Consider the following 20,544-nt stretch of genomic DNA (forward strand, 5'->3'; position numbering starts at 1 on the left):
ACAACCATTCATATAAGCACTAACAACCTCAAAGGAACCAAACGTGAGCGAAAAACTCGTCCTCAAGAACTTCATCAATGGGAACTACGTCGAGTCCGAGGATAAATCATCCATCGACCTGGTCGATCCTTTCACCGGCAACGTCTACGGCACATCGCCCCTTTCTGGACCGGCAGACATTGACGCTGCGTTCTCCGCCGCGCAGGCCGCCTTCATCACTTGGCGCCGTACCACGCCCGCCGAACGTCAACTGGCCCTGCTTCGACTTGCCGATGCAGTGGAAGCAAGGCAGGACGAATTCATTACATTGGAGTCCCGCAGCTGCGGCAAACCGAGAGCATTGGTAGCCAGTGAGGAGATCCCCGGGATGGTCGACCACTTGCGCTTCTTTGGCGGTGCTGCACGCATCCTGGAAGGTAAATCCGCCGGTGAGTACATGACCGATCACACCTCGTGGATTCGACGTGAACCCGTGGGCGTCATCGGGCAGATCACTCCATGGAACTACCCGATGATGATGGCAGTCTGGAAGATTGCGCCGGCTTTGGCTGGCGGCAACACTATTGTGCTCAAGCCGAGTGATACAACTCCCGAATCGACCTTGTTGTTGGCGGAGATTGCGTCCGAATTCCTTCCCGCGGGAGTCTTCAACGTGATTTGCGGGGATCGCGATACCGGCAAGGGCATCGTGGAACACCCCACCGCAGCCATGGTCGCTATTACCGGCTCAGTGGGAGCGGGAATTAGTGTTGCAACCTCTGCAGCGGCTGACGTCAAACGGGTACACCTTGAGTTGGGCGGCAAGGCACCGGTGGTGATCTTCGATGATGCCAACATCACCGCCGCCGCAGAGACTATCGCTATCGCCGGGTACTTCAATGCCGGCCAGGACTGCACCGCTGCCACTCGGGTCCTGTGCCAGTCGGGAGTGCACGACAAATTCGTTGCCCTCCTCGCGGAACAGGCCGACAACGTTGCAACCGCCTACGAAAAGGGTTTGGATGATGAGGACGCCATGCTCCCTCCGCTGAACAATGCGGCGCAATTTGAAAGGGTGCAGCGCGCCATCGACTCGCTGCCGGCGCATGCGGTAGTCAATGCCGGGGGTCGACGTCTGGGCGAATCCGGCTTCCACTATGCCGCCACCGTCGTCAGCGGCTTGCGCCAGGACGATGATCTGGTGCAGAACGAGGTTTTCGGCCCGGTAATCAGCGTCCAGAGCTTTGAGTCCGAGGACGAGGCAATGGCCATGGCGAACGATGTCGATTACGGCCTTGCCTCGTCAGTGTGGACCACCGACTTCGGCCGAGCAATGCGCTTGAGCCGCGAATTGGACTTTGGAACGGTTTGGATCAACACGCATATCCCGCTAGTTGCTGAGATGCCGCACGGCGGATTCAAGCAGTCGGGCTACGGGAAAGACCTGTCGATGTATGGGCTTGATGACTACACCCGGATTAAGCACGTCATGGCGAACATCGCCAGCTAAAGGCCATCAGCAGACCCGAGAGGTTGTGCCGGTTCCCCTGATTCCGGGAACCGGCACAGCGGCCTTAAGGGATTGACCGGTCTCTCGTGAGATCCAGTACCACTCTGAATGACATCCGCCGCGGACGGGCTGGCCGTGGGCCGTCGCTCGCGGCTGGGTGGCGAGCACCTACAACACCTGATCGTCGGCTATGTGGCCGTCACCGACGAGCACAAGATGGCATTCCTCGGCCTGCTGCACGACACCGAGGGCATCGACTTGGAGCCCTCCGCCGCGGCCGGGTTTACGGTTCCCTGGCGCTAGGCGCCGGCACCACCGGTAGATTGGGACCCATGGAAATCCTCTCAAGCCGGGTGCTGCTGCGGCCCGTGAACCTGCCCGAGACCCAGGGCTTCTACCGCGACGTGCTGTGCCTGGCGGTGTCCCGCGAGTTCGGCACGGCCGAGCATCACGGCATGGTGTTCTTCCTGGGCAACGGCCTGCTCGAGGTTTCGGGTGCCCGCGAGGCGGGCACCGCCTCCTCCCTGGTGTTGTGGGTGCAGGTCCGCGACGTGCAGGCCGAGCTCCTGCGGTTGGCGGGGCGCGGAGTGACCGTCGTTCGGGAGGCACTGACTGAACCGTGGGGACTCATCGAGGGATGGATCCAGGACCCGGACGGCACCCGGATCGTCGTGGTGCAGGTTCCCGAGGACCATCCGATCCGGCGCGATGTGCGTGAATTGTAGGCAGGCGCAGGAAAGCCGTGCCCACCCCTAGAGCGATTGGGGCGGGCACGGCCGTCTTTGGGCGGCTGGTTAAGCGGCCGGAATTAGTTGGAGAAGGTGTCCATCAGCTTGCCCTTGGCGTTCCAGAGGCCGAGCGCGTCGCCGCCGTTGTTCAGGATTGCTGCGCCGTCCAGGTAGAACGCGTCGGCGCTGTTGGTGCCCGGACCGGAGTACACGCGCAATTCTGCGCCCGGAGCCAGCACGTAGCCCTCGCCGATCTGCATCAGGTTGTTCGCTGCATCGCGCAGCACGTAGCCGCTGACGTCGATGGTGCGCTTGCCCGTGTTGGCCAGGACGACGTGTTCGCCAGTTTCCGGCTGCAGGTCATTGCCCGGTGCGTCGTTCAGGGCACCGGAGACGACCACGCCGTCGTTCGACGGGAACACCTTCTGGCCCGCCAGATGGCGGTTGATCTGCTCCGGGAAGTCACCGGTGAGGCGCTCGACGCCCAGTTCCAGGGCTGCATCCGCCGCTTCGGTGGAGTTCACGGTGTAGACGCCGAGACCCAGTCCTGCATCCTTGACGCGCTCGGCGCCTGCGGCGTCAAGCGTGCGGTAGCTGGTGCCGAACGAATCTGCATAGGTTGCGTAGTCGGCCAGGACCTCTGCGCCGGGGACGGTGCCGGTCAACTGCTGCAGCGGGACCTCCGGGGCCAGCTCGGCGAACAGCTTGTTCGACGTGGCGTCAAAGCCCAGGACCTCGATCTTGCCTGCCCGGTCCAGCGCGCTCCACTCGGCATCGGTGGCCAGTGCATCGGCGACGATCTGCTCGACGCCCGGGGACTTGGACGGGGACTTGATCTCGATGAACACGCCGGTTTCCCCGGTGAGAACGTCGGCGACAGCGTCGAAGTGCGGGATCTTCTCGCCGGCGAAGTCGGCCGAGAAGTAGGATCCGGCGTCGAGCTGCTGCAGCTCATTCCAGCTGAAGGAGGTGATCGGGTCGTTGACCCGCTCCGGGAAGACGTCGGCGACGTTGGTCGTGCGGGCCGGGGTTTCGTCGTGGAAGATGAACGGAACGCCGTCGCTGGACAGCTGGATGTCGATCTCGACAAAGTCGGCACCCGACTGGCTGCCGGCCTTGACGGCGGCCAGGGTGTTTTCAGGTGCGACGCCCGCGGCACCGCGGTGGCCGATCAGGATGGGCGACTCGTTGTCCTGGGACACGACCGGCGCGGCAACGGCCGGGACTGCGAGTCCGGCGGCCAGGCAAACGGTGAGTGTTCCAAGGGTGATGGTGCGTAGCTTCATGGTGTGGATCCTTCGGTGTCGGGGACGGACACCCACCACGTTGCCTTCCCGGAGCAACCATGCGGCCACGGCAAGGTGAACCGCGCGTTAAGATCCCGCTGACCGCCTCGGGGCGACGGGCAGGTTTGCCTTGGACCGCGCCCGAGGTGTTGGTTCCCGGCTTCACCTATCCGAGCACTTGGCCGTCCGGGGGATCCGGGGTTGGAAGCAGTTCCTCCATGATTTCCAGGACCCTGGCGGTGGCCCGGCTCGGGTTCTTGCGCCAGATGATGATTGCCGCAAGATGGATCGGTCCGCCTGCCAGCTCACGGAAGACCATCCCGGGGGTCGCGATGTGTTTCACCGATGAAACCGTCAGCGTCACCCCGACCCCGGCGGCCACCAACCCGAGGATCGCGTATGAGTCCGGGGCTTCCTGGGCCACGCGCGGGGTGAATCCGGCTTCGCGGGCGAGCCGCATTCCGGCGTCGCGGACGGTGGATCCGCGAGTGGCCGGGAACATGACCCAGGGCTCATCGGCAAGGTCCGCCAGCTTGATTTGCTTCCCCATGGCCAGAGGGTGGTCGCTTGGAAGTGCTGCCAAGATCCGTTCGTAGGTGAAGATCCTGGATTCAACGCCCGGGTGTTCCATGGGCAGCCGTGAAAAGCCGATCTCCAGGTCACCGGCGGCCACCATACCCGGGGTGAAACCGGCATAGATCATCGATTGCAGGTTCAATTCGATGCCCGGCTCCTGGGCCCGCACGTTCCGGGCGATCAGTGGCAGGACCTCCCGGCTGCTGGCCCCCGCATAGCCAACGCGGACGAGCCCAACCGCGCCCGGCCCTTGAAGCCGGGCTGCCAACTCGACCCGGCGGGCACTTAAGAGCATCTCGCGGGCGGGTTCCAGGACGGCGAACCCTTGTTCCGTCAGGCTGACTGATCGGGTGCTTCGATCAAAAAGCTGGCAGCCCAGGTCTTCCTCGAGCCGCCTGATCCATTGGCTCAGTTGCGGCTGGGCAATCCGCAGGCGATTGGATGCACGCCCGAAGTGCAATTCCTCGGCCACCATGAGGAAGGCCCTGACGTGTTTGAGCTCCATGGACACAGCTTATAAGAATTCATTCATGATGAGTGATCGATTGTTTATTGGACAGGCATCAAAAGTCAGCGCATCCTGTATGACGTGCCGTGGGTCATAACCCCTTGTGCGGTCGACCACTTGCACGGACATTTGCACGAACGACTTCGGAAAGGCGCACCGGCATGGACAATGCATTGCCCGCGACCCGGCGGGGGAACCCGCGCTGGGTCAATCGGCCCGAGGGTTCGACCTGGGGCGACTTCGGCCCCGACGACCATCTGGGCCGGCTCAACCTGTTGACCGCCCAAAAGGTCCGCGAGGGACTGGCCGAGGTTCTCGACTGCAACACCTTTGCGCTCAGCCTGCCACTGGATCTGCCCGGCGGCACCGCGCTGAATCCCAACCGCCTCCCGCCAGTTCTGCGCCCCAACCTGCGCGGAGGAAACGTGAACTTCAATTGCCGGTTGGATGACATCCATCCCGGATCCTCCGACGTGATGAACGACGACCTTGCGGTGCTGCACCTGCAGTATTCGACGCAGTGGGATGCACTCTCGCATGTCGGATCGCTCTTTGACGCCGACGGAGACGGCATCCCCGAGCCGGTGTACTACAACGGATTCCGGGCCGGGATCGAGGTCCGCGGCCCCGAGGACGCCGAGGATGCCGGCTTCGACACCCTCCACCGGCACACCACCTCCAGTGCAGGTGTGCTGGGCATTGGTTCCATGGCAGAACGCCCCGTCCAGGGCAGGGCCGTGATGATCGACCTTGCCGCGCACCTGGGCGAGGCACACACCGTGGTCGGCTTCGATACCCTGCAGCGGATCATGGAGACCGATGCCATCGAGGTCGAGCCCGGAGACATCCTGGTTTTGCACACCGGTTATGCGGAAAAGGTGCTCTCCATGGGTGGAAACCCCGACCCCGCGATCCTGCACCACTATGGTGCGGTGCTCGACGGCCGTGACGCGAAGCTGCTGAGGTGGATCACCGATTCGGGTGTCGCCGCCATCGCGGCGGACAACTACGCGGTAGAGCTCTACCCGGCCACGCCGGCTCCGGCCCCCTATTCGGTGTTGCCGCTGCACGAACACTGCCTGTTCAAGCTTGGCGTCCATCTGGGCGAATTGTGGCGCCTATCGCCGCTGGCCGCGCACCTGCGCAAGTCCGGCCGGTCGCGGTTCCTGCTCACTGCGGCCCCGCTGAACCTGCCCGGTGCCGCCGGCTCCCCGCTAACCCCCATCGCCACCACCTGACCCGGCACCGCCCGGTCCCCCCGATCCGCACCCCAAGGGAGTCATACCCCATGCCTGAACTCATCCGCCCCCGCATCCTGGTTACCGGCGGCGCAGCCGGCATCGGCGCAGCCATCGTCGAACGCGCCCGCGTTGACGGCTACGACCCGGTGGTCGTCGACCGTGCCGGGGATGGCATCATTGCCGATCTCTCCGATCCGGATTCCACCGCGGCCGCCCTCGAGCAAGCGCTCGCTGGCGGGCCAATCACCCGCGTGGTGAACAACGTGGGCGCAGTCTTCCCGGCCTCCGCCGGGGAGCAGACGCTCACCGAGCTTGAAGCCGCCTTCTCGCTGAACCTGCGCACCGCAATGCAGGTCACCCAGGCACTGCTGCCGGGCATGCGGGATGCCGGTTTCGGCCGGATCGTCTCCATCTCGTCCCGCGCCGCACTGGGCAAGGAAATGCGCTCGGCCTACGCGGCCACGAAGGCGGCATTGATCGGCCTGACCCGCGTCTGGGCCCTCGAACTGGGTGAGTTCGGGATCACCGCCAATGCCCTCGGACCCGGGCCCATCGCCACGGACCTGTTCAACAAGGCCAACCCCGCCGGTGCCCCACGAACCCGGGCCATCATCGAAGGAATCCCCGTCAAGCGCATGGGCAGCGCGGCCGACGTGGCCCACGCAGCCTCCTACCTTCTTGATGACCGCTCGGGGTTCGTCACCGGGCAGACCCTTTATGTCTGCGGCGGCATGACCGTGGGGCACTCCGGTGTCTGAGCCGACTGCCGCCAAGTCCCCGGTCGCCATCGTCGGCGCCGGGAGCATCGGCGTCGCATTCGCCCTGGTGTTTGCCCGTGCCGGGCATCCGGTGAAGCTCACCGACCCCGATGCCTCACGCCGGAAATCGGTATTCCCCGAGGTATCCGCCCGTCTGGCCGCCCTGGCCCGGCATGGCCTGCTGGAACAGGATGCGGACTCGGTATTGGGACGCATCGCCACCACCGACTCATTGGCAAAGGCCCTCGAGGGGGCAGCGCTGGTTCAGGAATGTGCACCGGAGCACTTGGCCATCAAGCGTTTCCTCTTCGCCGAACTAGATGCCTTGGCAGCACCGGAAACCGTGCTGGCCAGCTCCAGTTCCGCATTGGCCGCCGGGGCGTTCGCTGCCGGACTGCCCGGCAGCGAACGCTGCCTGGTGGCCCATCCGGGAAACCCGCCGTACCTCATTCCCGTCATCGAATTGGCGCCGACGGCATTCACCTCCACCGCCACCCTCGCGGTGGCACGGGAGTTGTATGCCGCCGCGGGCCTTTCCCCGGTGGTGGTCCACGGCGAGCCCGAGGGCTTTGTCTTCAACCGCCTGCAGGGCGCCGTGCTGCGCGAAGCCTATGCGCTGGTCCGGGACGGGGTCGCCAGCGTCGAGGACATCGACACCGTGGTCCGCGAGGGACTCGGGCGCCGTTGGTGCTTCATGGGGCCGTTCGAGACGGTGGACCTGAACACCCGCGGCGGCATTGAATCGCATGCCGCCAAGATGGGCCCGGCCTACGCCCGGATGGGTGCCGAACGCGGCCAAGACGACCCTTGGCATCCCGGGCTGGTGGCCACCGTTGCCGCCCAACGCCGGGCACTCCTGCCCCTGGACCATTGGGAAGACCGCGTCCGCTGGCGCGACGAAGAACTGATGAAACGCCTGAATCACACCGCAAAGGAAATCAATGAGTAACAAGCTCAAGGCCCAGACCCCGGCCAATACAGGGGTCATGCAGAAAATTACCGGGTTCTTCACCGAGTTGATGCGCCGGTACCTGCCCGATCCCTTCGTTTTCGCCGTCGTCCTGACGTTGCTGACTTTCGTCCTGGCCTTCGCCATCCAGCGCCAGAACCCTGTCGATGCGGTGCTGAACTGGGGCGAAGGATTCTGGGGCCTGCTGGCATTTACGACCCAGATGGCAGTGATTCTCGCTGCCGGCTTCGTGCTTGCCAATTCCCCGGTCGTGGACCGATTGTTGGATCGCATCGTTTCGAGCGTGCACACTCCGAAGGCCGCCATCGTGGTGGCCACCTTGGTTGGCGGCTTCGGCTCCTACCTGAACTGGGGCTTCGGCCTGGTCATCGGCGGCGTCGTGGCCCGCAAGCTGGCCACGGAAATCAAGGGCGTGCATTACCCGCTGATTATCGCCAGCGCCTATTCCGGCTTCACCATGTACGGCTTGGGGCTTTCGGCAACCATCCCCTTGACCATCGCCACCCCGGGGCACCCCCTCGAGGAAGGCATGGGCCTGATCGGCCTGGACCAAACGATTTTCGCACCTCCCATGGTTGTCACGGCCATCGCGGTGATGGTCAGCCTGCCGATCCTCAACGCTGCCCTCCACCCCAAGCCCGGGCAGTCTGTTCGGGAGATCGACCCAGGACTATTTGCCACGGCAGACAAGGGGCCGATCACGGATGATTTCTCCGAGGACACCTTTGCCAACAAGCTGAACAAGTCGCGCACGCTCTCGATGGTCATCGGCCTCGCCGGCATCCTCTACGTCGTGTTCCACATGGTCCAGGGCGGCAAGGTCGACCTGAACCTGATCAACTTCATCATCCTGTTCCTGGGCATCATCCTGATGGGCAACCCGATTGCCTACGTCAATAAGCTCAACGAGGGCATCAAGACGGTCTCGGGAATCATTCTCCAGTTCCCGTTCTATGCGGGCATCATGGCCATCATGGCCGGCTCGGGGCTGGTTGTGACGATCTCCGGATGGTTCGTCAACGTCTCCACCGCCGAATCCCTTCCGTTCTGGGGTCTGGTCAGCTCGTTCGTGATCAATTTCTTCGCCCCCTCGGGCGGCGGCCACTGGGTCATCCAGGGACCGTTCATGATTGAGGCAGCCCACACGCTGGGGGCTTCGATGCCGCAGACAGCAATGTCGGTCATGCTCGGCAATGCCTGGAACGACCTGGTCCAGCCGTTCTGGATTCTTCCAGCCCTGGCGCTGTCCCGCCTGAAGCTCAAGGACATCATGGGCTACACCGTGGTCATGATGTTCTGGGTTGGCTTGGTCTACATCGTTGCCATCCTTGCCTGGGGATTCCTGGGCTAAATGCTGTGGCGGGGCGGGCGGCTGAAATAGCCGCCTGCCCTGCCAGCATGCTCAGCCCTCGTGCGAAGCAGGACGATCACCGTACGCCAGGCCGACGCCGATTCCAGAGTCGCCTGGCTAATCCCGAGCAATGCCAGATGGGTGCTTCAGGACCACCTTCCCGGTGGTGCCGCGGGATTCCAGGGCCTTGAAGGCCTGGCCGACATCCGTGATGCCGTAGTGCGTCACGTGCGGGACCTTGATGGCACCGGATGCGATCCAGCCGAAGATTTCCGACGCCCGCCCGGAGATTTCCTCGGCCGTTCGGACGTGGTGGAGCACGGTCGGCCGCGTCACGAAGAGGGACCCAAGCCCGGCAAGCGCGTTCACGTCCAAGGGCGGAATCGGCCCGCTGGCGTTGCCGATCGCGACCAGCGTGCCGCGTATCCGCAGTGCCCGCAGGCTTTCGGCGAAGGTCGTCTTTCCGACCCCGTCGTAGACGACGGACACACCTTCCCCGCCGGTGAGCTCGCGGACCTTGTCGGCGAATCCCTCGTAGCCGATGGCCTCGTCGACCCCGTTGGCCAGTGCCACGTCCGCCTTGGCCTTCGTGGAAACCGTCCCGATGACCCGCGCGCCCTTTAGCTTTGCCATTTGTGTCAGCCATTGGCCCACTCCCCCGGCGGCCGCATGGACCAGCACGGTGTCGCCCGGGCCGACGGCGTAGGTGTTGTGGGCCAGGTAGTGCGCCGTGATTCCCTGCATCAGCGCGGCCACGCCGGTGGAATCGTCGATCCCGTCGGGGATGGCAACCACCTTCGAGGCGTCGACCACCGCGAACTCGGAGAAACTGCCCTGGCCTCCGGCAAGCCACCCGACACGTTGCCCCGGTTCAAGGCCGGATACGTCCGGTCCCAACGCCTCGATGACGCCGATGCCCTCGACGCCCGGACGGAACGGGGCCCGCAACGGGGTTGCCCCATTACGCTGGGCGACATCGAGGTAGTTCACCCCCGCGACGCTCAACCTCACCAGGACCTGGCCCGCCGTTGGCGCCGGCCGCTCGACCTGCTGAAACTCATAGTTTTCCGGGCCCCCGTGTTCGGAAACCACCACGGCGTTCATCGTCTCTGGCATCCCGCGTCATCCTCTCTTGGCGTTGTCGAAATCCGGAAGCGATTGCTGGTTCCGGCCCATGGCGCCAGAACCGAAGATGTCGGCAACCCCAGGCGGGGCTGCCGACATTTCCTACACTGGGTCCTCGCTCAGTGCGTGGGGAATCCCAGTTCGATCTGGGAATCACTCGGGTCGGGCCACCGGCTGGTGACGACCTTGCGCCGCGTGTAGAAATTGAACGACTCCGGGCCGTACATGTGGGTGTCGCCGAAGAGCGAGTCCTTCCATCCGCCGAAGCTGAAGGCGCCGATGGGCACCGGGATCGGGACGTTGATGCCCACCATCCCGACCTCGATGTCGAACTCGAATTCGCGGGCGGTCTTGCCGTCGCGGGTGAAGACCGCCGTGCCGTTGGCGAACCGGTTGGAGTTGATCAGTTCCACGGCCTGCGCGTAGTCGTCCACACGCACCACCGCCAGGACGGGGCCGAAGATCTCCTCGTCGTAGACCCGCATGCCGGGCTTCACATGGTCGATGAGCGAAACGCCGATGAAGAAGCCGTTCGAATCGAAGCGCTGGTTCCTGCCGTCGACCAGGACGGCGGCGCCCTCTTCTTGGGCGGATGCAATGAATCCAGCCACCCGGTCCCGCGAGGCGGCGGTGATCAGCGGCCCCATTTCCGAGTCCGGGTCCGTGCCGTCGCCGACCTTCAGGCCGGGGACGCGCTCGGAGATCTTCGCGACCAGATCGTCCGCAATGGAACCGACCGCAACCACCACCGAAACGGCCATGCAGCGCTCGCCGGCCGAACCGTAGGCCCCGGAGATCGCGGCATCGGCCGCGGCGTCCAGGTCGGCGTCGGGCATGACGACCATGTGGTTCTTGGCACCTCCCAGCGCCTGGACCCGCTTGCCGTTGGCACCCGCGGTTGCATACACGTACTTGGCGATGGGGGTGGATCCAACGAAGGAGACACCGGTGATCCCGGGGTTTGCCAGGATCTCATCGACGGCCTCCTTGTCCCCGTGCACGACATTCAGGATCCCGGCGGGCAGGCCCGCCTCCTCGAAGATCGCGGCGATCCAGTTGGCGGCCGAGGGGTTGCGCTCGCTGGGCTTGAGGATCACGGCGTTGCCGGCGGCGATGGCGGTGGTGATCATCCACAGCGGGACCATGGCAGGGAAGTTGAACGGGGTGATGCAGGCGACCACGCCCAGCGGCTGCCGCGTCTGGTGCACGTCGACGCCGGTGGCCACCTGCTCGGCGTACTCGCCCTTGAGGTGGTGCATCAGCCCGGTGCAGAAGTCCACGTTCTCCAGGCCGCGCACGATCTCCCCGTCGGCGTCGGAGAGCACCTTGCCGTGTTCGGCGGTGATGATGGCGCCGAGTTCGCCGCGCCGCTCGTCGATGAGCTGGCGGACCTTGAAGAGGATCTGGCTGCGCTTGGCCAGGCCCAGTCGGCGCCAGCCCCGCTGGGCGGCGGCAGCGGTCTTCACCCCATCGCGGACGGTTTGTGCGCTGGCGAGCGCAACCTGTCCGGTTTGTTCGCCGGTTGCCGGATTGTAGACCGGGCCGAAGCGTTCGGATTCGGCGATGGACTTGCCGCCGATGTGGTGGCCGATCGTGGATACGGCCAGGTGTTCAAGGGTTTGCGACATGGTTAGTTCTTCTCCTGGGTGTAGCCGGCAACGGTGCCGTCGGGGGAAACGTTCTTCACGATCAGGGAGCAGTCCTTCTCTCCGAGGCCTTCGGCGATCAGCGCATCGAAGTGCTCGCGCGCCAGGGTCGCGGCGGGGAGCTTGACCCCGGTCATCTCCCCTGCGTCCAGGGCCAGCCCGACATCCTTGCGGGCCAGGTCCACCCGGAACGTCGCGTCGAAGTTGTTGTTGGCCGCCGCGCTGTCAATGACGCCCGGCACCGGGTACCAGGTCTGTTGTGCCCACGAACGTCCGGAGGAGACCGAGGCGATCTCCCAGAAGACCTTGGGATCCAGGCCCAGCTTTTCGGCCAGCTGGGAACCCTCGGCCGAGGCCATCAGGTCGATGAAGAGCATCATGTTGTTGCAGATCTTGGCGGCAATGCCTGCCGTCGCGGCGCCTGCGACAATGGTCTTGCCCGCCATAGGCTTGATGTGCCCCACAGCCTCGGCGGTGTGCTCGGCCAGTCCCCCGACCATGAAGGCAAGGGTTCCCGCAGCGGCGCCGGAGATGCCTCCGGAGACGGGCGCGTCGACGAACTTCAGGCCGCGTGCGTTGGAGCCCTCGTGGCAGAAGCGCGAGGTCTCGATGTCGACCGTCGAGCTGTCCAGCAACAGGGTGTCGGCGCCCGCTGTCGCCCAGATCCCGTTCCCGCCCTCATATACGGCGCGCACGTGCTCGCCCTTGGGCAACATGGTGAAGACCGCGTCGGATCCCTGCACGGCCTCGGCAATGCTGCCCACGATCTCGACACCGCTTTCCTTCGCAGCGATGCAGGCGTCCGGGTTCAGGTCGTAACCCTTGACCTGGTGCCCTGCAGTAACGAGATTCGCGGTCATCGGACCGCCCATGTTCCCGAGTCCGATCCAGCCATAAACTGCCATGATTTCCTCCTGCGCCGTGGTCTGCCCGCTCGGGCCGTGATGACCACCACACTATGGGCCAAAGTCCTCTCGTTCAACGCACACGACCAGCCCAGGTTTGCACCATTCATGTGCATCAACGCACAATGAGTGCATGGAACGCAGCATCGATCACCATCACCTGGAATCCCTGATTACCTTTCTCTCGGTGGCGCGGCTCGGGCGCTACACCGCCGCGGCCGACGTGCTGGGCGTGAACCACTCGACGGTGTCGCGTCGCATAGCCGCGCTCGAGAAGGCCATGGGCGGCCGCGTGCTCACGCGCACGCCCGCCGGCTGGGAGGTCTCCGACCTGGGCCGGCGCGCGCTGGGGGCCGCCGAGGACATCGAACGCGCGGTCTCGGGCCTCACCGAGTCACGCGACAGCGGCGAACTCTCCGGGACCGTTCGCATCGGGGTGCCCGACGCCTTCGCCGCGCATTTCGCCACCCCTGCCATGGCCGCATTGCAGCGCCGGCACCCGCGGCTGGCCGTCGAACTCATGAGTGCAACGCAGCGGGCACGGCAGACCCGCTCGGGCGTCGACCTGGAGGTGGTCGTGGGCAAGCCCCACGTGCACAAGGCGGTGGCGACCGAGCTGCTCACCTACCACCTAGGGCTCTACGCCTCCCGCGAGTACCTGGCCAGCCACGAGGAACCGCGGGGCATCGCCGAGCTGGTGTCGCACCGGCTGAACTACTACGTGGAATCCTCGCTGACCATCGACGAGCTGGACAGCGCGACCGAGTCGCTGCCGCCGATGCCCCGGGGCATCACCTCCACCAGCGTGTTCTCCCACATCGCGGCGACCAAGGCCGCGGCCGGGATCGGGATCCTGCCCGACTTCCTGGCAGACCTCGATCCCGACCTGGTCCGCCTGCTGCCCGGCGACTACGCGCACGCCGCCACCTACTGGGTGGTGGGACGCGAGGAGGCGCTGCGGAACCCGGCGGTCCTGGCGGCGGTCGCAGCCATGCGCGAGGCCACCTCCTAGGAGCCCCGCGATGCAGCAATGCCTGCGGGAAGCGGCGACGGCCGCTTCCCGCAGGCATGGTTGTTGCACCGCTGGCGGCGGCGCGGCTACTTGACGCTGTCCCGGGCGGCGGCCTCGGTCGCCTCGGTGTTGATCACGATCGTCCGGGCCCTGTCGGCCGCGTCGATGTCGTGAAGGGAAATGCCGTTGGTTTCACGCATGGAGTACACGACGGCCAGGGTGATGATGGCCGCAATGCCGATGTAGATGGCCACCGGCACCCACGACCCGTAGATGCTCAGCAGGAAGGTGGCGATGATCGGCGCCATCGAGCCGGCCACGATCGAGGTCACCTGGTAGCCCAGCGAAACGCCGGAGTAACGCATGCGGGTCGGGAACATCTCGGCCATGATGGCCGGCTGCCCGGCGTACATCAGACCGTGGACCAACAGGCCCGCAACGACGACCAGCAGGATCACGAAGTCGTTTTGCGTGTTGAACAGCGGGAAGGCCACGAATCCCCACACCAGCATGAGCGAGGCGCCCAGCGCGTACACGGGTCGACGGCCCAGTTTGTCCGTGTAGCGACCGATCACCGGAACTACGGCGAAGTGGATCGCGTGTGCCACTAGCATCAACAGCAGGATGGTTGAGGTGTCCATCTTCAATTGCGTCTTCAGGTAGGTGATCGAGAACGTCACCACCATGTAGTAGAGGATGTTCTCGCCCAGCCGCAGGCCCATGGCGGTGAACACGCCGCGCGGGTAGCGGCGGAAGACCTCGGCGACGCCGTAGCCGGCTTCCGCGTTCTGCTCCAGCTCGGCCTTGGCCTCCTGGAAGATCGGGGCGTCGGAGATCCGGGTGCGCACGTAGTAGCCGACTGCAACAATTACCACCGAGAGCCAGAAGCCAATGCGCCACCCCCACGCCAGGAAGGCTTCCTCGGAAAGAGTCGAGGAGAGCACCAGCAGCACGATGGTTGCGAGCAGGTTACCGGCGGGCACCGCCGCCTGCGGCCAGGAGGACCAGAACCCGCGCTCCTTGTCAGGTGAGTGCTCGGCGACCAGAAGGACCGCTCCGCCCCATTCGCCACCGACCGCGAATCCCTGGAAGAAGCGCAAGACCACCAGGAGAACGGGGGCGGCGTAGCCAATCGCGTCGAAGGTCGGCAGGCAGCCCATGAGGAACGTCGTGACCCCGACCAGCACGATGGCGACCTGCAACAGGTGCTTGCGGCCGTACTTGTCACCGAAGTGGCCAAAGACGATGCCGCCAATGGGTCTGGCGATGAAACCAACGGCGTAGGTCATGAACGCCTTGATGATGTTGTCCAGCTCATTGGCCGACTCGGGGAAGAAGATCTTGTTGAAGACCAATGTTGCTGCTGTCGCGTACAAGAAGAACTCGTACCACTCGACGACCGTCCCGGCCATCGATGCAACGACCACGCGCTTGAGTCCCTTGCGCTCCTGGATACTGGCACTGCTGGGGCGAGATGAAGACACTTCCAACCTCCGAAGGTTCCGCGGATGGCACCTGGGGCAATTGCCGCCTGCCGATCACCCCATGAGTATGTCCTAGATCACATTGAAGTTGGAAGCGGTTACACCCGCGATGACGAGGATCGTTTGGGCACATGTACCGTGCGGCAACGCACAGCCGGTCCGATGCTTGCCGGCTTCGGCGAACTCAAACATGCAGCCAAGCTGTCCAAGGCCACCGTGGTTTCTCGATGTCGACGGCCGCATGCGTCAAGGGGAGCAGCGCGCGGAATATGCCTTGTTTGCAGCGCATCTTGGACCTGATATCGCAGCCGATTGCATTTCGGGAAGGGCTTCCCTAGCAGCGTCCGGGTTCGCCACGAGTGTGTGCTTAACGGATTCCGGTTTCGGTTCAACTGCACGTCTTTGATTCGCCGATTCGACTGGTCACTGTGATGAAATGAAGTAGCTCATGCGGCGGTCGTGATGGGCAAACGGCCGCGTGGCCGCCCCCGTTTCGAGCCGGAGCTGACAGGAATTCGGGAAACCATCTGTCTCAGTTGTCTGCACCTCGGCTACGCGACGTTGACGTAAAGTACCTTTCACAAGAAGCGAGGCAACCGGATGAATGGCGTGGAGTTGAGCCGAGTCGATCTCAACCTGCTGGTGGCGTTCGACGCCCTCATGGCGGAGCGCAACGTCACCAGGGCGGCGGCCAGGCTTTCCGTGGGGCAGTCAGCCATGAGCGCAACCCTCGGTAGGATCCGCAAGTTGTTCGGCGATCCCATTTTGGTCCGCCAAGGACGGGAATTCGTGGCCACGCCGTTTGCCGAGGAACTGGCCGGACCCGTCCGGGAAACGCTCGCAAGCGTCGTGGCCTTACTGGAACGCCGAACCCAGGAATTCGATCCAGCTCGCGACTCCAGGCAATTCACCATCATGGCCAGCGACTACGTAACCCTCATCCTGCTACATGAAATGTTGGTCAGGCTTACCGAAGACGCTCCAGGCGTCCGGCTCCACATCCAGCCGTTGGGTGCAGACTTCGCCGAACGGATTGCGGCGAACGATGTGGACCTGTTGATCGTCCCAGCCGGAGCCATGCCCGACTACGGGAAGCACCATCACGCACCCCTTTTCACGGATCGATACGTCTGTGCGGTTGCCATCGACAATCCGGATGTGGGTGAATCCATCACCGAGGAAGAATTCTCCGCGCTACCCTATCTAGCCACGCGAGTGGGAGGGCTGCCCTCACTTGCCGAGATGCAACTGGACGCACTCGGCGTCGGACGCAACGTGGAATTGACCACCAGCATGACCCTCGCACCGTTCTTGCTCCGTGGCACCCGTTTGATGTCGCTGATACATGAAAAACTTGGGCTTCTTGTGGCAGGCGAGGTCGAACTACGTCTATTGGAACCACCGATCCGCCTTGAGCCCGTGCGGGAAACCATGGTGTGGACTGCACGCAATGAGACCGATCCCGGCCACCGGTGGCTACGCGAAACCCTGGTGCATCTGGTGGATGACATCTCCGGTCGCCCGTCGCGGCGTCGCGGCAGACCACACCGTATGGGCGGTCCGCCGCACGCCTGAACCGTCACCCGGCCCGTTTCACTTACCCACTGGAACCAAGTAATCGCTCCGCCCGGATGTTGGGCAACCGGAATCCTACGCCGGTGTTCTGCGGCGGCCGAAGTAGGTTGCGAGGGCAATGGCGCCAACAAGCGCCACGCCGTTGAAGACCGGCCCGACCCATGCTTGTGCCCCGGCGATGCTCAGGCCGCTCACGGTGAAGGCCACGAACAACACGCCGATGATCGTTCCAGGGACGTTCGCCTGCCCAGGTCGGATCGTTGTTTTTCCGAGGAAAACGGCAGCAAGCACGGGAAACATCAGCCCGGGTCCGGTCAATGGGTCGGCGCCGCCGGAGCGCGCGGTGAGCAGGACCCCTGCAATTCCGGCAATGGCACCGCTGAGCAGGAAGCTGGTCCAGATGACTCGCTTCGTCCCGATGCCGACCATGTGGGCAGCCCGGGCATTCGAGCCAATTGCCGTCAGCTCGCGACCGAAAGGCGTGTGTTCCAGCAGATACCAAGCGATGGCGATGACGGGGATGAGCAGGAAGACCAACCGCGGAATCCCCCACCATGTCAACGAACCGAAATCCTGCAAGGCCAGTGACAAGCCGGTGGTGATCGGCATGCCGCCCGTGTACCACTGCAGGATCCCGGAAAGAAAGGTTGCCATGCCCAACGTGGTGATAAAGACATCGAGCTTCGCCACCGTCACCAAGAAGCCGTTCAGGGCCCCGACCAGGATCCCTGACAGCAAGCCAAGGCCGATCGCTCCCCAGAGGGGCAACCCGAAATGTGCCATGCCTGCAGCCGTCATGACGGAGGCGATCCCAATGCTGGCGCTGACGGACAGGTCCAGGAAGCCCGCCCGAAAAGGGATGACGGTAGCTAGGGCGGCCAGCGCGACCACCGATGAGTTGCCGATCGTGGTCGTGATGTTCGCCTGGGAAGAGAAAATTCCGGCGGTCTGGCTGTAGAGGCAGCAAAAAACAAAAACGATGATCGAGACGCCGACCAATCCGTAATTCTCCAAGAGCTGGTTCCGGGAGTGGGCTCGAGCCGGAACCGGACGTTGAACAGGTTTCCGCTGATCGGACGCTGTCGAGGTGATGGTCATGCGGTCCTGCTTTCGTCGGTAGTGAAGCAAAGACGGGTCAACGTAGAGGCCGTCAGGTTGTCTCCGGATACTTCATCGATGATGCGGCCGTTGCTGAGGATCAAGACGCGGTCACTGAGTTTCGCCAGTTCCTCAAAGTCGGAGCTGACGACGAGAGCCGTCGCTCCGCCGTCCGTCCGGGATCGGATCATGCGGTAAATCTCGCGGCGGGCTCCCGCATCGACGCCTTGGGTCGGTTCGTCCAGCAGCATGACCCTCGGGAACCTGCGCAGCCACCTGGCCATGATCAGTTTCTGTTGGTTTCCGCCCGAGAGCGATGTCAAGAGCTGGTCCTGGGAATCCGCCTTCACCAGGTATTCGGCCAAGGATTCCGATGAATCGGCTTTCTCCCGGCCGAGGTCGAGCCACAGCTTCCGCCAGTAGCGGCGTATCTGGCCGGCCGAGAGATTTTCCCTCAGCGACAGATCCGCAAATCCCGCCATGCCGAGCCTGTCTTCGGGAACGAACGCCATGTCCGCGTCCATTGCCGCAGCGATGTCACCGGCCGGGACGTGAACCCCGTCAACGGTGAGGGTCCCGGCGCGCGGGGATGCACCAAAAAGGCATTCCAGCAGATGGCTGCGCCCACTTCCGAGAAACCCCGCGATGCCCAGCACTTCACCGGCACGTGCGGTGAAGGAGATCCCCGCAAGCCCAGGCGCGGACAGCCCGTCGACGCTCAGCAGCGGTCCAGCCGGTTCTGCTGCAGCGCTCGGGTAAACCTCGCCCAAGGCCCGTCCTGCGATGTGCTCTGTCAGCACTTCGAGGGAGTCGGGGCCGTAGGCTCCGGTGTGGACCTTGGCGCCGTCCCGCATGACGGTCACCATGTCGGCGGCCTGCTCGAGTTCGTGGAGCCTGTGGGTGATGTAGAGGATCGAGGTTCCCTTGTCCGCCAGTGCCCGCATATAGGCAAGGAGGTGGTCGGCCTCCGTGGCGGACAAGGACGCGGTGGGCTCGTCCAAGACCAACAAGCGCCCGGCATCCGCGTCGTCGAGCTCGTCCTGCAGCCCCCGGGCAATGGCAACCATGGTCCGTTGGGCAGGTCCAAGACTGCCGAGCCTTGTCTCTGGCGCGCAGTCAAGGTCGAAACGCTCTATCAATGCGGTTGCCCGCTGCCGCAGGGCCGACCATGACACGCGTTTGAGCGTTGTTGGGTACCCGTGCCCGAGGGCCAGGTTTTCCATGACGGACATGGTGGGAAACACCGCGGGATCCTGGTGGACGAAGCGCAACCCCAGGAGTTTTGAGGCATTCGGGGTCACGTCCCGTGCCGCAAGTTCCTGGCCGTCCAGGGAGATGGTCCCGGCGTCGGAGGTAACCACGCCCGCGAGGATCTTGACCACCGTGGATTTCCCCGACCCGTTGGCGCCCAAGAGCGCATGGACTTCACCGGCACCGATCTCGAGGTCCAGGCAGTCCACGGCAATCGTGTTCCCGTAGGCCTTGCGCAGGTTTCGCAGGGCAAGACGGGGCGTTTTCACTTCACATTCCAGGCGGTTCGGTAGTCGGCCCGGAAGTCATAGGTCGATGTGTAGGCACTTTCCCCCTCGGGGGTGTTGTGGTCGACGTCAACCGTTTGCCATCCAAGGCCCTGGATCTGCTGTTCCGCTCCGGCTAGGGCACGGGCCAGCACATCCACGGTGGCCCATCCGAGCCATTGTGCGTCATAGGCTACGGCCGCGCTTTGCCCCCGGCCGTCCTTGATGAAGCCCATGTTCGGCTTGAGCCCCTCTCCGCCCATGGCGGCGATCGTGGCGCTCCTTCCCGAGGAGTTGATCGCCTGGGCGAGGCCGGAAGCGCTCATCCATCCATCGAAGAGTGCATTGGTGGCGTTCGCCGTCGGGTTGGCGGTCAAGGCCGAAGAGAACTTTTGGCGCAGGACACCAGAGCCGATGTCCGAGTCTGCGACATGGACATCCTCGAGGATTTCGCAGTTGCCGCATTCGGCGAGTTGCTCGGTGAAGCCCTTGTTGGCGTGGTTGCCCAGGATCTTGCCATCGAAGACGGTGTTGATGATCCGGGCCTCGCCGTTGGTTTCGGCCATGAGCCACCGGGCCTTGGCCGCACCCCATTGCTGCATCCAGCCGGCGAGATCCGGGTGTTCCTCGGTCATCTTCATGGAGGCGGTGAACAGGGCATCGCCTCCGACCTGCGGATCGTCGCAGTCAAAGGAGAATGCCTGGACCACGGGGATACCTGCCCTTTTGGCCTCGCGCAACGGCGCCTGGATCAGGTTGCAGTCGACACTGACTACGATGATTGCGTCGGCCTTGGCAGCGATGGCCTGGCGAACGCCCGTGGGGTACGCGCCACCGGCGCCAAAAGCACCGTCGTAGACCGTGGATTTCCACCCGAGCAGCCCTGCCGCCTCGGTCGCGGCCGAGCTGACGGTTGCGCAGCCCTCGGACATTTGGGAGCAGGAGAGTATCCAGACGTTCTGGCCGGGCTCCGTCGTGACGGCGGTTGTCGGGGCCTTCCCGCTGGTTCCGGCGAAGTCGGCGTCCGCGATCGTGGCGAAGTTGGTGCCCGCACCGCTCGCCTGCCCTGTTGGTTGTGCCGTCCCTGGGCTGCTGCAGCCTGCGGCGGCCAGTACCAGGGCGGTAAGCGTCGCTGCGAGCCAAATCTTCTTGTGCATCATTGGATCCTTTGTTCGTCGTTGAACAGATGGTGTGACTGGTGCAATCAGCCATGCAAGGTCTTTGCATGGCCTTGGGCGAGGGCACCCATGGGGCGCCCTCGCATTTTTGGGATCG

The 20,544-nt window shown here is 64.2% G+C and carries 18 protein-coding genes; 9 read left to right on the plus strand and 9 right to left on the minus strand.

The window, feature by feature from the left end; all coding sequences use genetic code 11:
* Positions 1–43 precede the first annotated feature (43 nt).
* The 3 genes from ACLQ7E_RS15160 to ACLQ7E_RS15170 all read left to right on the plus strand — a co-directional run bounded on the left by ACLQ7E_RS15160 (position 44) and on the right by ACLQ7E_RS15170 (position 2,214).
* A complete protein-coding gene (locus ACLQ7E_RS15160; protein ID WP_411733412.1) occupies positions 44–1,489 on the plus strand; it encodes a gamma-aminobutyraldehyde dehydrogenase in 1,446 nt (481 codons plus the stop codon).
* A gap of 108 nt (positions 1,490–1,597) precedes the next feature.
* Positions 1,598–1,792: a hypothetical protein gene (locus ACLQ7E_RS15165; RefSeq protein WP_411733413.1), complete on the plus strand. Its 195-nt coding sequence runs from the start codon at positions 1,598–1,600 to the stop codon at positions 1,790–1,792.
* 29 nt (positions 1,793–1,821) lie between these two features.
* Complete coding sequence (locus tag ACLQ7E_RS15170; RefSeq protein WP_411733414.1) at positions 1,822–2,214, plus strand: VOC family protein; 393 nt, start codon at positions 1,822–1,824, stop codon at positions 2,212–2,214.
* Between the two features lie 83 nt (positions 2,215–2,297).
* On the opposite strand, the gene ACLQ7E_RS15175 is transcribed toward ACLQ7E_RS15170, so the two are convergent.
* Positions 2,298–3,503 (minus strand): glycerophosphodiester phosphodiesterase family protein, encoded by a 1,206-nt coding sequence (locus ACLQ7E_RS15175; protein ID WP_411733415.1) that lies wholly within the window; start codon positions 3,501–3,503, stop codon positions 2,298–2,300.
* 166 nt (positions 3,504–3,669) lie between these two features.
* Positions 3,670–4,584, minus strand: a complete 915-nt coding sequence (locus ACLQ7E_RS15180) for a LysR family transcriptional regulator (RefSeq protein ID WP_411733416.1) — start codon at positions 4,582–4,584, stop codon at positions 3,670–3,672.
* Between the two features lie 164 nt (positions 4,585–4,748).
* Between ACLQ7E_RS15180 and ACLQ7E_RS15185 the strand changes: the two genes are divergently transcribed.
* Genes ACLQ7E_RS15185 through ACLQ7E_RS15200 form a run of 4 tightly spaced genes read left to right on the plus strand, consistent with a single transcriptional unit; the run spans position 4,749 to position 8,907 of the window.
* Complete coding sequence (locus tag ACLQ7E_RS15185) at positions 4,749–5,825, plus strand: cyclase family protein (RefSeq protein ID WP_411733417.1); 1,077 nt, start codon at positions 4,749–4,751, stop codon at positions 5,823–5,825.
* Between the two features lie 50 nt (positions 5,826–5,875).
* On the plus strand, positions 5,876–6,586 hold the full coding sequence (locus tag ACLQ7E_RS15190; protein ID WP_411733418.1) for an SDR family oxidoreductase: 711 nt from the start codon (positions 5,876–5,878) through the stop codon (positions 6,584–6,586).
* Positions 6,579–7,535 (plus strand): 3-hydroxyacyl-CoA dehydrogenase, encoded by a 957-nt coding sequence (locus ACLQ7E_RS15195; protein ID WP_411733419.1) that lies wholly within the window; start codon positions 6,579–6,581, stop codon positions 7,533–7,535. Before ACLQ7E_RS15190 ends, ACLQ7E_RS15195 begins: the two co-directional genes overlap by 8 nt.
* Positions 7,528–8,907: a short-chain fatty acid transporter gene (locus ACLQ7E_RS15200; protein ID WP_411733420.1), complete on the plus strand. Its 1,380-nt coding sequence runs from the start codon at positions 7,528–7,530 to the stop codon at positions 8,905–8,907. Before ACLQ7E_RS15195 ends, ACLQ7E_RS15200 begins: the two co-directional genes overlap by 8 nt.
* Before the next feature lie 117 nt (positions 8,908–9,024).
* Here ACLQ7E_RS15200 and ACLQ7E_RS15205 read toward each other — a convergent pair whose 3' ends face one another.
* From ACLQ7E_RS15205 to mmsB, 3 genes are all read right to left on the minus strand, one after another.
* Positions 9,025–10,023: a quinone oxidoreductase family protein gene (locus ACLQ7E_RS15205; RefSeq protein WP_411733421.1), complete on the minus strand. Its 999-nt coding sequence runs from the start codon at positions 10,021–10,023 to the stop codon at positions 9,025–9,027.
* A 128-nt stretch (positions 10,024–10,151) separates the two neighbouring features.
* On the minus strand, positions 10,152–11,660 hold the full coding sequence (locus ACLQ7E_RS15210) for a CoA-acylating methylmalonate-semialdehyde dehydrogenase (RefSeq protein WP_411733422.1): 1,509 nt from the start codon (positions 11,658–11,660) through the stop codon (positions 10,152–10,154).
* A gap of 2 nt (positions 11,661–11,662) precedes the next feature.
* Positions 11,663–12,583 carry a 3-hydroxyisobutyrate dehydrogenase gene (gene mmsB, locus ACLQ7E_RS15215; protein WP_411733423.1) on the minus strand — a complete coding sequence of 307 codons (921 nt, stop codon included), beginning with the start codon at positions 12,581–12,583 and terminating at the stop codon, positions 11,663–11,665.
* A gap of 133 nt (positions 12,584–12,716) precedes the next feature.
* Between mmsB and ACLQ7E_RS15220 the strand changes: the two genes are divergently transcribed.
* Complete coding sequence (locus ACLQ7E_RS15220; protein ID WP_411733424.1) at positions 12,717–13,595, plus strand: LysR family transcriptional regulator; 879 nt, start codon at positions 12,717–12,719, stop codon at positions 13,593–13,595.
* Between the two features lie 86 nt (positions 13,596–13,681).
* On the opposite strand, the gene ACLQ7E_RS15225 is transcribed toward ACLQ7E_RS15220, so the two are convergent.
* Complete coding sequence (locus ACLQ7E_RS15225) at positions 13,682–15,079, minus strand: MFS transporter (RefSeq protein WP_411733425.1); 1,398 nt, start codon at positions 15,077–15,079, stop codon at positions 13,682–13,684.
* 615 nt (positions 15,080–15,694) lie between these two features.
* On the opposite strand from ACLQ7E_RS15225, the gene ACLQ7E_RS15230 reads away from it, so the two are divergent.
* Entirely contained in the window at positions 15,695–16,654 is a 960-nt protein-coding gene (locus ACLQ7E_RS15230) for a LysR family transcriptional regulator (RefSeq protein WP_411733426.1), read from the plus strand.
* Between the two features lie 75 nt (positions 16,655–16,729).
* On the opposite strand, the gene ACLQ7E_RS15235 is transcribed toward ACLQ7E_RS15230, so the two are convergent.
* The 3 genes from ACLQ7E_RS15235 to ACLQ7E_RS15245 form a co-directional block, all read right to left on the minus strand.
* Positions 16,730–17,668: an ABC transporter permease gene (locus ACLQ7E_RS15235; protein WP_411733427.1), complete on the minus strand. Its 939-nt coding sequence runs from the start codon at positions 17,666–17,668 to the stop codon at positions 16,730–16,732.
* A gap of 80 nt (positions 17,669–17,748) precedes the next feature.
* On the minus strand, positions 17,749–19,272 hold the full coding sequence (locus ACLQ7E_RS15240; protein ID WP_411733428.1) for a sugar ABC transporter ATP-binding protein: 1,524 nt from the start codon (positions 19,270–19,272) through the stop codon (positions 17,749–17,751).
* Positions 19,269–20,426, minus strand: coding sequence for a sugar ABC transporter substrate-binding protein (locus ACLQ7E_RS15245; RefSeq protein WP_411733429.1), 1,158 nt, complete (start codon positions 20,424–20,426; stop codon positions 19,269–19,271). The genes ACLQ7E_RS15240 and ACLQ7E_RS15245 overlap by 4 nt, the downstream gene beginning before the upstream one ends.
* Between the last annotated feature and the right edge of the window lie 118 nt (positions 20,427–20,544).

Origin of the sequence: Paeniglutamicibacter sp. (assembly GCF_046714615.1) — a bacterium.
Taxonomy (GTDB): Bacteria; Actinomycetota; Actinomycetes; order Actinomycetales; family Micrococcaceae; genus Paeniglutamicibacter.

Coding starts and splice junctions, on each gene's coding strand:
- ACLQ7E_RS15165 (WP_411733413.1), top strand. CDS start 1,598: ATGACATCCGCCGCGGACGGGCTGGCCGTGGGCCGTCGCTCGCGGCTG.
- ACLQ7E_RS15170 (WP_411733414.1), top strand. CDS start 1,822: ATGGAAATCCTCTCAAGCCGGGTGCTGCTGCGGCCCGTGAACCTGCCC.
- ACLQ7E_RS15175 (WP_411733415.1), bottom strand. CDS start 3,503: ATGAAGCTACGCACCATCACCCTTGGAACACTCACCGTTTGCCTGGCC.
- ACLQ7E_RS15180 (WP_411733416.1), bottom strand. CDS start 4,584: ATGGAGCTCAAACACGTCAGGGCCTTCCTCATGGTGGCCGAGGAATTG.
- ACLQ7E_RS15185 (WP_411733417.1), top strand. CDS start 4,749: ATGGACAATGCATTGCCCGCGACCCGGCGGGGGAACCCGCGCTGGGTC.
- ACLQ7E_RS15190 (WP_411733418.1), top strand. CDS start 5,876: ATGCCTGAACTCATCCGCCCCCGCATCCTGGTTACCGGCGGCGCAGCC.
- ACLQ7E_RS15200 (WP_411733420.1), top strand. CDS start 7,528: ATGAGTAACAAGCTCAAGGCCCAGACCCCGGCCAATACAGGGGTCATG.
- ACLQ7E_RS15205 (WP_411733421.1), bottom strand. CDS start 10,023: ATGCCAGAGACGATGAACGCCGTGGTGGTTTCCGAACACGGGGGCCCG.
- ACLQ7E_RS15210 (WP_411733422.1), bottom strand. CDS start 11,660: ATGTCGCAAACCCTTGAACACCTGGCCGTATCCACGATCGGCCACCAC.
- mmsB (WP_411733423.1), bottom strand. CDS start 12,583: ATGGCAGTTTATGGCTGGATCGGACTCGGGAACATGGGCGGTCCGATG.
- ACLQ7E_RS15220 (WP_411733424.1), top strand. CDS start 12,717: ATGGAACGCAGCATCGATCACCATCACCTGGAATCCCTGATTACCTTT.
- ACLQ7E_RS15245 (WP_411733429.1), bottom strand. CDS start 20,426: ATGCACAAGAAGATTTGGCTCGCAGCGACGCTTACCGCCCTGGTACTG.